Source organism: Lentisphaera profundi (genome assembly GCF_028728065.1).
Lineage (GTDB): Bacteria > Verrucomicrobiota > Lentisphaeria > Lentisphaerales > Lentisphaeraceae > Lentisphaera > Lentisphaera profundi.
On the sequence record NZ_CP117812.1, the window covers coordinates 2,185,970 to 2,199,824 of the forward strand.

Genomic DNA, 13,855 nt, shown 5'->3' on the forward strand with positions numbered 1-13,855 from the left:
TAATGAAGGAGCATAAAAAGAAACGTCGCAAATCCATCTTGCTCTTTTCCGTAATCATCCACGGCCTTGTCCTCATATCTATTTTTATCTTACCCTTTTTTAAGAAAGAACAAAAAACAGTGACCGAAAATTCAATCGATGTAAGCGTCGATCTCAGCCAACTGAGTACCGAAATTCCCACCCGAAACCCCGCGCCAACACCAGATCCCATTCCGGCAAGACCTGAACCCGAACCCACAAGACCCAAGCCCCCCGAACCTAAAAAAGATCTTGATAAACAAGCACAAGAAAAAGCGGCTCAAATAAAAAAAGACGCTCTTCGCCAAGCTGCAAAAGAGCTCGAGGCCAAAAAAGAACGTGACCGTAAGACTAAAGCCAAACGCGACTTACAGAAAAAAGCCGATTTAAAAAAACAAAAAGATGCCGATGCCAAAAAAGAGCGCGATCGTCAAGAGCGCGCCAAACGAGAAGCTAAAAGAAAAGCCGACATCAAAAAACAGAAAGATGCTGATGCGCGTAGATCACGAGAACGAATTGCAGCGGCAAAAGCACATGCCGGGCAACAATCAAAACTCAATAATCAGTACAAATCATTATTAAGTGCAGGCCTCGTACAACAATGGAATCGCATTTACCTTGATAGCGGCATTAGCACCACCGACCGCGTAACCGTTCAAGTCACCATTGATCGATCGGGAAAGGTCATCAGTAAAAGAATCATCAAACTTGCAAAAAGTGCCGCACTCAACAGAGCTGCTAAAACTTTCCTTGCAGGCTTAAGCAAACTCCCCACCTTCCCTAAAGGTATGGATTCTAAACAAATTACCGAAACATTTACTCTAGGTCGTAGAATATGAGCATAAGTGACGAAAAGAAACTCGACAAAGATAACACGGCTTTTTTAGTTGGCGTTTATAAAAAAAATGACGAAAAAGAAGAATGCGATCAACTCTTAGAAGAACTAGAAGAACTCATGGACACCATGGGCGTAGAGGTCGCCGGTAAAAAGGCGATTCGAAACCAAAAACCTAGCGCCCGTTTTCTGCTAACTTCAGGCAAAGCTGAAGAGCTTTTTCACAATGCCATGGAAGCTCAGGCAGGCATCCTCGTTTTCGATGCCGATATTAGCCCATCACAGCAAAGAAATATGGAACGCGAATCTGGGCTAACAGTTATTGATCGACGTGAAGTCATTTTAGAAATTTTCTCACAACGTGCCACAACCCGCGAAGCAAGACTACAAATTGATCTCGCTCGCTCAGAATACGACCTCCCAAGACTCGCCCGTGCATGGAATCACCTTTCTCGCCAGCGTGGTGGAGCCAACATGAAAGGCGAAGGCGAACGCCAATTCGAGCTCGACCGGCGCATGGTTAGATCTCGTATAAGCCAGTTACAAAAAGAGCTAGAGAAAGTCCGCTCTCAACGTGCAACTCAACGTAAACAACGTCGAAAAAAACCCGTGCCAAACGCGGCTATTGTCGGCTACACAAATGCAGGTAAATCCTCTCTACTCAATTGCCTAACTGATGCAGATATATTGGCGGATGACAAGCTATTTGCGACATTGGATCCTACGACCCGGAGAATCACACTCAGCAACAATCAAGACTTACTTTTAACCGACACCGTAGGCTTTATCCGCAAACTTCCACATGACTTAGTCGAAGCCTTCAAAGCCACTCTAGAAGAAACCGTAGTAGCCGATTTCCTGATACATGTTGTAGACGCCTCAGACCCCGATGCCCTCCAACAAATGGAGACAACGTTTAAAGTTTTGAACGAATTAGAGGCCGGCACCAAAAAAACCATCATTGCTTTTAATAAAATCGACCAAGTTGAGCACACTGCGACACTCGCCTCCTTGCGAAGCGCTTATCCAGACTGTATTTTTATGTCAGTGAAATCAGGCCAGGGAATCGAACAACTTCAAGAACGTATGTGCGAGCTTATAGAACACACTCTTTTTGATGTAGAACTCCACATCCCTTTTGACCGCTTCGACCTCATGGCCTTAATTCATCGCCAGTGCCACATTCACGTAGAGAAATATGAAGATGACTTTATCTACGTTAATTGTTCCGCACCAACTGACATGAAAAATGAAATTAAGGATTATATTATCAATGACACCCTCCCGAACACGAACAGCTGTTGATATTCTAAAAGACGTCCAACCCGACGTCAATAATCGTTATCAAGTAAAGTCAGACCTTGGCAAAGGTGGAATGGGGACCGTCGATGCGGTAAAAGATACACAACTCGATCGTATACTTGCCATGAAAACCCTTTCCCCTAAACACGCAAAAAGCCCTTCAACAGTCGAATCATTCTTAAAAGAAGCCCGTTTCACCGCACAACTTCAGCACCCAAACATCATCCCCGTTCATGATGTAGGCACCTCGCCAGATACGAATGCACCCTTTTATACAATGAAGTTAATTGAAGGTGAATCGCTGCTCGAAGTCATCATTAAGCTCAAAGACCAAGACCCCATATATGAAAAAAAATATAGCTTATTTGAACGCTTAAACCTATTCCGAAAAGTCTGTGATGCGCTCGCTTATTCACACTCACGCGGAATCATTCACCGCGACATTAAACCCGCCAATATTATGTTAGGTCCCTATGGTGAAGTCCTGCTCGTGGACTGGGGCTTAGCTAAGCACATTGATGATGATGAAAAGATCAATGCCCTAAGCACAACCGGCTTCGAAGACTCTTTTTTAACTCATGACGGCATCATTAAAGGTAGCTTGGCCTACCTTTCCCCCGAGCAAGCATTCGGGAATATCAGAGAAATCGACCGTTTAACAGACATCTTTTTACTTGGCGCTACATTATATCACTTACTCACCTTAGAAGCTCCCTATAATTACACCGAAGTCGCTAAGCTCCTTAACCATGCCGAAAATGCAAAATATCTCCACCCTTTAGAACAACCTGGCTGCGACAACCTCCCCTTGCAAGTAACTGATATCATTACTCAGGCCATGTCAAGAAACAAAGATGACCGCTTCCAATCGGTTGAAGAAATATCCAAAGCTATTGACTACTACTTAAGTGGCAAGCACGCCAGTAGCATGAGGATTTTTAAAAGAGGCGAAATGCTGATCCACAAAGACAGCAGTGGTACCGAAGCCTACGTAGTCACATCTGGACGAGTGGAAATTTATCATGATGACAACGACAAACGCAATGTCCTCGATATCTGTGAACGAGGCTCTATTATTGGTGAACTATCGCTCCTCACTGGCAAAAAACGCTCCGCAAACGCTATCGCAATGGAAAAAACCTCTGTACTTATCATAACGCGACAAATGATGCTTGATGAATTAAATAAAATGCCCCCTTGGCTGGAGAAGACTCTCTCATCACTAGCTTTTAAATTACTCAACACCAATAGCGATATCCACCCATTCATTAGCGCCAGTTGCGCCCTTCCCGTCACGATTCAGACTTACTACATCTTCATGGAAATGCGCTTTCAAGTCATCTCCGAGAGCGGCGAAATCCCCGGCTACACTCGTGAACAACTATCAAAATTAATCGCGGACAACTTAGGCCTCCCACCCGAAAGAACCGAAGGCGCGATTAATACACTTGTTCAAAAACAAGTATTAGAAGTTGACTCACTGGGCATAATCACTCCTATTGACTTAAGCGAACTCAAAGCACTGATTAAATTCATTGAAATGGAAAACTCCAGAATGAAAGACACCAGTACCATCGGCCAGGACATCCCGGTTTCTAAAATCCGGAAATTCACAGAGACCTATAGAGCACTAAATAGTATCTAGGCTCACACTTATCGGGATAATCACCTACTTCAGAATTAGATGAAACTCGATGACCATGTTTCAATAAACATTCTTGGCTAAGTCGATACTTATCAATAAAAAAGAATCATGGCCAATAAAAAAGCCTCCTAAAAAGGAGGCTTTTCATAATCTAAATGAACTTAATTACTTAACAATTTTAAGTAATTCAACTTCAAAAATAAGATCGGCGTTAGCAGGGATTGGACCCTGACCATTTGGCCCATAAGCAAGATTAGAAGGAATGTAAAAAACATACTTCGCGCCTGGCTTCATAAGTTGTACACCTTCAGTCCAACCAGGTATCACACCATTAAGAGGAAACTCTACTGGCGTACCACGCTGTACCGAACTATCAAAAACTGTACCATTAAGCAACTTACCTGTGTAATGAACTGAAACTGTGTCAGTTGCTTTCGGATTCTCACCAGCGCCAGCAGCTAAAACAACGTACTCCATTCCGGATGCAGTTTTAACGACAGCTTTGTCACCAAAAGCGTCTTTTTTTGCTGTTGATGAAAGACCTTTTTGTTCTTCTGCAAATTTTGCAGCATCAGCAGCTTGGCGCTTTTGCATCTCAGTACGCATCACGTTCATGGCTTCCATAATTACTGGCTCTGCATAAAGCGTATTCTTTTTCCCTTCGACTCCAGCCTGGATACCTTTTAGGAACTCAGCTGAATCCATTTCTTTTGCTTCAGAAAGTCTTTGGCCGAGGTTAATGCCTTCATTATAACTAATAACCTTACTAGCTTTTTCGAAAGTCATTGTAGATTTTTCTACATGAGGTTTTCCTGCATGAGATGCGTGATCATGTGCTGGCTTAGCAGCAGCCGCTTTGGCTGGCTCTTGAGCAAAAACTGAACTCATCGCCATCAAACTAAACGCAGCAGTTGTAAAAAAGAACTTACTGTTCATATTTTTTTCCTAATATTTTGTTTTCAGTTAAAATGTAGATCGTAAAAACTAACGGTAAAACATATTTAAAATAGTCCTAATATCAAATTTTTATCCAAACAGAGATAAAATCCTATGTCAAACGAATCTCATACCACCGATTTCTGTAAGGGTCAGATTATTTATCACCCTAAGTGGCTTACACCCAAAAATAGCAATAAGTACCTGAGTCAGCTCAAACAATCGCTTCCATGGAAAAGTGACAAGATACGCTTCATGGGCAAGCAACACTCCATCCCAAGGCTTCATGCATGGATCGCTGATAGCAACATCAACTATTCATACTCTGGCATTTCTCTCGAGATTAACCCGTGGTCGACAGCAACAAGAGAATTGAAAATGCTCTGTGAGCAATCCTGTCAACACTCCTTTAACTCAATGCTCGCCAATTACTACCGCAATGGCAAAGATTCCAATGGCTGGCATGCAGACAATGAAAAAGAACTGGGTCAAAACCCTCTTATTGCCATAGTTAGCTTTGGCCAAGTACGAAGACTCTCCATAAGATCCAATGATAACCACAAAGAAAAACTCGACTACGATCTTGCTAATGGCTCCCTTATAATAATGAAAGGTGAACTTCAACACCAGACTCAACACTGTCTCAGAAAAACCCAAAAAGATTGCGCTGAGCGCATCAGCCTAACCTTTCGCCTAACAAACGCTTAATAAATAAGTAAAGATTTTCCGCCCCACTTTTAATTAGCTTAGGTCTCTTTATTTTAAATCATATTAATTTCAAGGAGCTTTTATGAACGTACCAACTCGTCGCTTTGGGCGCACCGAAATACAAATCCCCATTTTTTCATGCGGTGGCATGCGCTATCAACAAAGCTGGGAAAGAAACGACCAGAAGAAAGTCGAAGACGATAATCAAACCAACCTAGAAAACACCCTGCTCCGCAGCTTAGAACTCGGCATCAATCATATTGAAACCGCTCATGGCTACGGCACTAGTGAATATCAAATAGGGAAACTACTCCCAAAACTCGATCGCAATTCCTATATCTTACAAAGTAAAATCCAGCCTCATGCTGACGTCAATGATTTCCAAAAGGATTTTGAAGATAGTATGAGCTGCCTACAGGTTGATCATCTCGACCTCATGGGAATCCACGGTATCAACAATCAAGAGCGCCTTGACTGGACACTGCGCAAGGGCGGCTGCTTAGATCGCGCTAAAGAATGGAAAAAACAAGGACGCGTTAAGCACATTGGCTTTTCTACTCACGGCTCACCTGACATCATTATCCAAGCGATTGAAAGCGGCGAATTCGACTACGTAAACCTTCATTGGTATTACTTCATGCAGAAAAACCATCCTGCCGTAGAAGCCGCAAAGAAACATGACATGGGAGTCTTTATCATCAGCCCTAGCGATAAAGGTGGCAAGCTCTACGAACCACCACCAATCCTCTCTGACCTCTGCGCACCACTGTCACCGATGATGTTTAATGATCTATTCTGTCTGCAAAACCCCCTCGTTCACACCATCAGCCTCGGCGCAGCACGCCCATCTGACTTTGATGAACACCTAAAAATCATCCCTCACCTTGAAGACCGTACCACAGTTGCGGACATCGCAAATAAAATTGACTCACGCCTCAAAGAATTCCACGGAGTTCAATGGATGGCAGAATGGGATCAAAATCTTCCGGACACCCTAAAAACCCCAGGTCAAATCAATACCTATGATATCTTGCGCTTTTACAATCTAGGCACTGCACTCGACATGACTGCCTACGGTATCATGCGCTATGCTCTACTTGGCCAAAAAGATCATTGGTTTCCCGGAGAAAAAGCCAATGACATTCCCGAAAAAGATTTACTCTTGTCTTTGACTCATCATCACAATCCTAAGAAGCTGATCGAATCACTCAAAATCGCACATCAAATGTTCGAAGTGAAAAATTAAGCAAACTTAATTTTTGCCATAAACCACCCAAAAAACGAAAAAGGCCAAAAGAGCTAATTTTCGTAAAAAAGGCCCGGAATTGATTTCTAGGCCTTTTTTATGCGAAAAATGGCCAATTACACCCTCTCCGTCTACTTAGACAAATAGAAAAATCGGTATTTTAAACTAGAGTCAATTTTGATAGTACACTTTTGATTTTTAGTTTTAATAAAAGAGAGAATTATTTCTATGTCAGACGAAGTAGAAGACCCAGCAGAGTACGGCGCAGATAGCATTTCTGTAATGAAAGGCTTGGAAGCTGTCCGTAAACGTCCTAGTATGTACATTGGCGACACCAATGAACGCGGTTTACATCACTTGGTATACGAAGTCGTTGATAACAGTATTGACGAAGCCCTCGCCGGCCACTGTAATAATATCACGGTTAAACTTCACATTGACAACAGCGTCACAGTCATTGATGACGGTCGTGGTATCCCTGTTACAATGCATGAAGAAGAAGGCATTCCCGCGGTTGAACTCGTACTCACTAAGCTTCACGCTGGCGGTAAATTCGACAAAGACTCATATAAAGTATCTGGCGGCCTTCACGGCGTAGGTGTTTCCTGTGTAAACGCTCTCTCAGAATGGATGGAAGTCAAAGTTCACCGCGAAGGCGAGCTTCATTTTATTCGCTTCGAACGCGGCATCACCGAAACTAAGCTCAAAACTATTGGTCACACGACGATCACAGGTACTGAAGTCATCTTCAAACCTGACTACGAAATCTTCACTGAAACACTCATTTACAAGTGGGACATCCTCGCTAACCGTCTCCGTGAATTAGCCTTCCTCAATCCTGGCATAACGATCAATTTCATTGACGAACGTTCCGAAGACGGCGAAAAACGCGAGACTTTCTTCTTTCCCGGCGGCATCGGCGAGTTCGTCAAGCACCTCAACGACGGCAAAACGGTCGTTACTGACACTGTTACCTTTTCGACTGAAAAAGATGGCGTCACTGCCGATGTATCCTTTCAGTACCACGATGGCTACCAAGAAAATATTTATTCTTACTGTAATAATATTCACACGATTGAAGGCGGAACTCACTTATCAGGTTTCCAAACAGCCTTGACCGCTTCAATTAATTCCTACATGAAGAATGACTCCAAGTTCAAGAACGAGAAAAACGTTTCTGGCACTGATGTACGCGAAGGTCTCACCGCCATTATTTCAGTAAAAGTTCCGGAACCTCAATTCGAGGGTCAAACCAAAACCAAGCTGGGTAATAGTGACGTCCGTACAATCGTGCGTGCTATTGTAACAACTAGTTTTAATGAGTTCTTGGAAGAAAATCCTAAGGCTGCAAAAATCGTCGTCGAAAAAGCTCTCTTAGCCAATCGCGCTTCGGCCGCAGCCCTACGTGCACGCCAATTGATCCGCAAAGACAACGTACTCGAGGGTTTTGCCGACGCAGGTAAACTCTCTGGTTGCTCAAGTAAAGATCCCGATAAATGCGAGATCTTCATTGTGGAAGGGGACTCAGCCGGTGGCTCAGCTAAACAAGGACGTAACTCCGAAGTTCAGGCTATCCTGCCCCTCCGCGGTAAACTCATCAATGTTGAAAAAGCACGTATTGACAAAGTTTTTGCAAATACGGAAATTGGTTCACTCATCAGTGCTATCGGTTGTGGCGTAGGCAACGAATTTGACGTCTCCAAAGTTCGCTACAAAAAAATCGTCATCATGACGGATGCGGACGTGGATGGCTCTCATATTATGACTTTACTCTTGACTTTCTTCTTCCGTCAAATGAAACCACTTATTGAATCTGGTTACATTTACGTGGCTCAACCGCCTCTTTATAAGGTAGTACGCCGTAAGCGGGAAGAGTATATCAAAAATGATGCCATGCTCAACAACTTCCTTCTCGAACTCGGTGTCGATGGCATTACCCTTGAAAACAAACTCGCTGGCAACACACTTTCACCTCGTGAAACGAATGAAATGCTCGCCCTTATCAAACGCACACTTGCAGTTGGCAAAGGCCTCGAGAATCACGGTGTGACACTCGAAACTTACCTCGCTAACGTGAGCGATGATGGCGCCTTGCCAATCGCTCGTATAGGTGTTCGTGAAGATGACGGTACTTACTCCATCTACTTCCCAAAATCACAGGAAGAAATTGCCCACCTCACTGACGAAGCCACTGAACGCCTCAAGCCCATCGCGGTTTTTGTTGATCCAGATGCTCCTGAGCCAGAACTCGATGAAGAAGGTAATCCCATCATCGACGAGAACGTAGAAGTTGAAGAAGTAGGACTTCACCCTTCAATCGAGATCAATGAATTGCACGAACGTTCACTCATTGCTGAGATCCGCGAAAAACTTCAAGCCCTCTCACTCGACCTCAAGCATTTCCTCGCGCCCGAAGACGCTCTCGCAGACCCCATCTTCAACCTCACCGATGGCAGTAGCGACAATCCCATCTTCAACCTTATCGATCTCTTCGAAGCAGTTAAAGCTGAAGGTTCACAAGGTCTCAAGCTCCAACGCTATAAAGGTCTTGGCGAGATGAATGCGGACCAACTCTGGGAAACAACTATGGATCCACACCGCCGTGATTTACTTCAGGTTACAATGGAAGACGCTGTTGAGGCCGAACGCATGTTCTCACTCCTCATGGGCGACGTAGTTGAACCCCGTCGTCACTTCATCGAGAAGTACTCAACGACTCTTAAAGAATTGGATGTATAAGGATAAATAACCATGAGCGATAATCAACAAGATTTTTCTACAGTCACTCCTCAGGGTATTGAAAAGCTCCTCTCGGACGCTTACCTCCAATACTCAATGTCAGTTAACGTTGGCCGTGCCATCCCAGATGTTCGTGATGGACTCAAGCCTGGTATGCGCCGCGTACTCTTTGCAATGGATAAACTCAACCTCCGCAAAAGCAGCTCCTACATGAAGTGTGCTCGTGTAGTTGGTGATGTTATTGGTAAATATCACCCGCACGGTGATGGTTCCGTCTACGATACAATGGTTCGTATGGCTCAGGACTTCTCAATGCGCGGTGTTCTCATTGATGGCCAAGGTAACTTCGGTTCCATCGATGGTGACTCAGCGGCGGCTTACCGTTATACGGAATGTCGTATGGAGCGCCTCGCAGAGGAGCTTCTCACGGACCTCGACAAGAACACGGTTGACATGCAGCCTACTTTCGATGGTAGCCAAAATGAGCCCACTGTACTTCCTGCGCGTTACCCTAACCTACTCGTCAATGGTACTACTGGTATCGGCGTGGGTATGGCTACAAGTATTCCTCCCCACAACTTGGGCGAGGTTATCAATGCTACAGTAGCACTTCTCGAACAGCCTTCGATCACTATTGAAGAAATGATGCAGCACCTTCCGGGTCCTGACTTCCCAACTTCAGGTATTTCAATCGGTTTTGACGGCATTCGTCGCCTTTATGAAACAGGCCGTGGCGGTGTTCACCTCCGTGGTCGTGCCGAAATCGTTGAAAAGAACGGTAAAGAGCAAATCATTATCACCGAGATTCCTTACGCTGTTAATAAAGAGAACATGGTTAAAAAGATTGCCGACTTGGTGAACAACAAAGTCATTACTGGTATTTCTTCGCTTAACGATGAATCATCTTCACGTGTAGGTATTCGCGTTGTTGTTGGTATCAAAACCAACGCTATGGCTACGGTTGTTATCAACCAGCTCTACAAACACACGCAACTCGCAGTTTCAATCGGTTGCCAGTTCCTCGTTGTAGATAACAAACAACCCAAGACCCTCAACCTCAAGCAACTTCTCCAAGCTTACTTGGATCACCGTCTCGAAGTTATCACACGCCGAATCAAGTTTGAACTCGAAAAAGCTGAGCGCCGGGCGCACATCTTAGAAGGTTTACTCAAAGCCGTAGACCACATTGATGAAGTTATCAAAATCATCCGTGGCTCAAGCAACCGTGAAGATGCTCACAACCAACTCAAAGAGCGTTTCGAACTCTCCAACGAGCAGGCCAAAGCAATTCTCGACATGCGTCTCGGTCAACTTACTGGCCTAGCAATTGACGAACTAACTGCTGAGTACGAAAAACTCATGAAAGAGATCGCTCATTACCGCGAACTCTTAGCTGACCGTCAACTCCGTCTCGACGTAGTGAAAGATGAGCTCATCGAAGTTCGCGATAAATTTGCTGATGCGCGTCGTACTGAAATGCGTCCTGGCGAAAGAGATATCAATTTCGAAGATCTCATTGCTCGTGCTTCTGCAACTATCACGATTTCTAACGAAGGCTACATCAAGCGTGTACCTACCGATATCTACCGCACTCAGAACCGCGGCGGTAAAGGCGTTAAAGGCATGGAGACTAAGGACGAGGATTTCGTAAAAGATCTCACCACGGCCTGTACTCATGACTACATCATGTTCTTCACCAACTTGGGCCGTATGCACTGGCTCAAAGTTTACGACATCCCGGAAGCCACTCGTACTTCCAAAGGTAAAGCAATGGTCAACCTCCTCGAATTCGAGAAAGGTGAATTTGTCCGCGCTATTATCTCTGTCGATAAAGTAGACGACGAAGATCGCTTCATCATGATGGCGACTCGTAATGGTGTTGTTAAGAAAACTGCTCTCGCAGCCTTCAAAAACATGCGTAAAAAACCAATTAAAGCCATTGTTATGGACGAAGATGATGACCTCATCGAAGCCAAACTTACTGACGGCAATAAAAAAATCATTCTCTCAACTCGTGATGGTATCGCTTGTCACTTCAGAGAATCAGATTGCCGTACGCAAGGTCGCGTAACTCGTGGTTGCCGTGGTATCCGTCTCTCAGAGACAGATAAACTCGTCGCCATGTCTATCGTTGAAGAAGGCGAAGATATCCTCGTTGTAACTTCCAAAGGCATGGGCAAACGCTCTTGTGTCGATGATTATCGTCTAACTAAGCGTGGCGCCAAAGGTGTTCGTAATATCAAACTCAAAGAAGGCGACCACGTCGTTGAGGTAATGATGATCGAAGATACCGATGAAATCATCATGACCACTATCGAAGGCATCATGGTTCGTATCTCGGCTGAGCCAATCCGTTCACTCGGACGTGCTTCACAAGGTGTCACTATCATGAAATTCAAGAAAGCCTCTGATGTCATCATTTCCGCTTCACGTGTAGTCGAAGTCGAAGGCGACAAGAAAGAAGAATTGGATGAAGATGGTCAGCCCATTGTAAAGCCTGTTGAACTCGACGAAGATGGAAACCCCATTGTAAAGCCTGTTGAACTCGATGAAGATGGTCAGCCCATTGTAAAAGAAGAGTCCGCTGAAACTACGGAAGCTCCTTCCGAAGAAGCTGAATCAAATGAGTCCAAAGACGATTCAGAAGATTAATCACTTCTAAGTCATTGCGCCCCACCGGGCGCAACCAATAAAAAAGGCGCTCACTTCGAGCGCCTTTTTTTATTCCTGTCACTATAAATCTAGAAATGAATACTTCTGCAAAATCTGAATTGTTCGTAAGCTACGGCTAAAACGAGCGATGGAATTATCAAAAAAAACTACCTGAGAATTCACCTTAGTCAAGATCAATCACCGTACTTCGTAAGCTACTAAAAAAGGATTTGTAACCTTTATAGTGGGTCAATCTAAGTAGATCAGGATACAGCCTGAGGGAAACTGCAGAGCTCTGTAGGGTCAGAGTAAAGTCCTAAGGTCTTTGTTCAAACTCGGATTCGGTATAACGCCACTCGCTGCGCTCGCTATTTATTCCGATTCAGTTTGATCTTCAGTTGTTTTTCTAGCGAAATGCTTCGCCAGCGGGCAGAATTGAATGAATTCGAATTCAATGATAACGTCTTAGATCAACACTAATAAAAGCAGACTCAAAATGACTACAGAAAAATTCTATGAACAACTATTGGGTGTGAGATTGCCTTGGAAAATTAAAACAGTTGACTTGTCAATCATAGATGAAAGAGTCGATGTTTATGTAGAATTCCAAGGTAAAGCACAATGTCCTAAATGCGACAAAGAAGCTAGTATCCATGATTATGCAAGTAGTCGTTCATGGAGGCACTTAGATAGTTGTCACATGAAAACATTTCTTCATTGCCGCCTTCCTAGAACAAAATGCGATAGATGTAAAGTGAAAACTTTGGCTCCGAGTTGGTCAGTTGCAAGCAGCAGATTCACCTTAATGTTTGAATCCTTTGTGATTAAAGTTTTGCTTGCAACAAAGTGCGATACCCAAACCGCAAAAATCCTGAAATTGACTCAGAAAGAAGTCTTGAGGATTAAAAATAATGCCGTGGATCGTGGCCTGAAGCGTAGGGGAGAGTTAGAGGCTCCTGAAGTCCTCGCGATTGATGAAAAATCTTACGGTCAAGGTCAAAAATACATAACGGTACTTGTCGATCATGACAATGATAAAGTTGTAGAGTTAAGGCCAGATAGAACCGAAAAAGAAGTGGCCAAGTTATTACAGTCCTATACAGAAGCTGAACGCCAAAAAGTAGAGTCGATCACTATGGATATGTGGAGTGCATTTAAGACAACATCAGAAAAATATTTAGAAAATGCTCTAATAATTCATGATCGTTATCATATTGCTTCTCATATGGGAAAAGCATTAGAAACAACTCGGAGGGTTGAACAGAATTCACTAAAGGAAGATGAGAAAAAGAGTTTAAAAGGAATGCGCTTTTGTTTGCTAAGATCTATTGATAATAGAACGGAAAAAGACTTCACTAAGTTAGTTGGCTTTGAGTCGGGAAACTTGGATACCGCAAGAGTTTTTATGATGAAGGAGATGCTACGTGAACTTTATGAATCTCCCCTAACTGCCATGGAGGCACAAATATATTTCACCTCATGGATTGCTTTGGCTCGGGAGCAATCTATTGCGGGATTAACTCGTGTAGCTAAAACTATTGAAAACCATTTAGAGGGGATTTGCAATTATTTCCACAAGCGCTTGACCAACGCCATCGCCGAAACTAAAAACGGCTTTATTCAAGAATTAAAAACACGTGCCAGAGGCTTTATGAATTGGCGTAGATATCGTATTAATATCCTATTTCATTTTGGGAAACTCGATCTTGACCCACAATAAAAGTCATAGAGCCCTAAAAATAAAAAAGACAGTCAATATGAGTGCCTTTTCATT

9 protein-coding genes are annotated in these 13,855 nt (G+C 43.7%); 8 read left to right on the forward strand and 1 reads right to left on the reverse strand.

What is annotated here, in order from left to right:
• Positions 1 to 2 precede the first annotated feature (2 nt).
• The 3 genes from PQO03_RS20015 to PQO03_RS20025 are packed head-to-tail and all read left to right on the forward strand — an operon-like array spanning position 3 to position 3,800.
• Positions 3 to 857, forward strand: coding sequence for a TonB family protein (locus tag PQO03_RS20015; protein WP_274152895.1), 855 nt, complete (start codon positions 3 to 5; stop codon positions 855 to 857).
• Positions 854 to 2,158 (forward strand): GTPase HflX, encoded by a 1,305-nt coding sequence (gene hflX / locus PQO03_RS20020; protein ID WP_274152896.1) that lies wholly within the window; start codon positions 854 to 856, stop codon positions 2,156 to 2,158. The genes PQO03_RS20015 and hflX overlap by 4 nt, the downstream gene beginning before the upstream one ends.
• Positions 2,127 to 3,800: a protein kinase domain-containing protein gene (locus PQO03_RS20025; RefSeq protein WP_274152897.1), complete on the forward strand. Its 1,674-nt coding sequence runs from the start codon at positions 2,127 to 2,129 to the stop codon at positions 3,798 to 3,800. Before hflX ends, PQO03_RS20025 begins: the two co-directional genes overlap by 32 nt.
• Positions 3,801 to 3,965: 165 nt before the next feature.
• Here PQO03_RS20025 and PQO03_RS20030 read toward each other — a convergent pair whose 3' ends face one another.
• On the reverse strand, positions 3,966 to 4,736 hold the full coding sequence (locus PQO03_RS20030; RefSeq protein WP_274152898.1) for an FKBP-type peptidyl-prolyl cis-trans isomerase: 771 nt from the start codon (positions 4,734 to 4,736) through the stop codon (positions 3,966 to 3,968).
• Positions 4,737 to 4,850: 114 nt separating this feature from the next.
• Between PQO03_RS20030 and PQO03_RS20035 the strand changes: the two genes are divergently transcribed.
• The 5 genes from PQO03_RS20035 (at position 4,851) to PQO03_RS20055 (ending at position 13,801) form a co-directional block, all read left to right on the forward strand.
• Entirely contained in the window at positions 4,851 to 5,444 is a 594-nt protein-coding gene (locus tag PQO03_RS20035; RefSeq protein ID WP_274152900.1) for an alpha-ketoglutarate-dependent dioxygenase AlkB family protein, read from the forward strand.
• Positions 5,445 to 5,526: 82 nt separating this feature from the next.
• Positions 5,527 to 6,690, forward strand: coding sequence for an aldo/keto reductase (locus PQO03_RS20040; RefSeq protein WP_274152901.1), 1,164 nt, complete (start codon positions 5,527 to 5,529; stop codon positions 6,688 to 6,690).
• 228 nt (positions 6,691 to 6,918) lie between these two features.
• The gene (gyrB, locus tag PQO03_RS20045; protein ID WP_274152903.1) at positions 6,919 to 9,429 is read left to right on the forward strand and encodes a DNA topoisomerase (ATP-hydrolyzing) subunit B; all 2,511 of its coding nucleotides are present in this window, start codon (positions 6,919 to 6,921) and stop codon (positions 9,427 to 9,429) included.
• Between the two features lie 12 nt (positions 9,430 to 9,441).
• A complete protein-coding gene (gene gyrA / locus PQO03_RS20050) occupies positions 9,442 to 12,081 on the forward strand; it encodes a DNA gyrase subunit A (protein WP_274152904.1) in 2,640 nt (879 codons plus the stop codon).
• A 496-nt stretch (positions 12,082 to 12,577) separates the two neighbouring features.
• On the forward strand, positions 12,578 to 13,801 hold the full coding sequence (locus PQO03_RS20055; RefSeq protein ID WP_274152905.1) for an ISL3 family transposase: 1,224 nt from the start codon (positions 12,578 to 12,580) through the stop codon (positions 13,799 to 13,801).
• Positions 13,802 to 13,855: the final 54 nt, after the last annotated feature.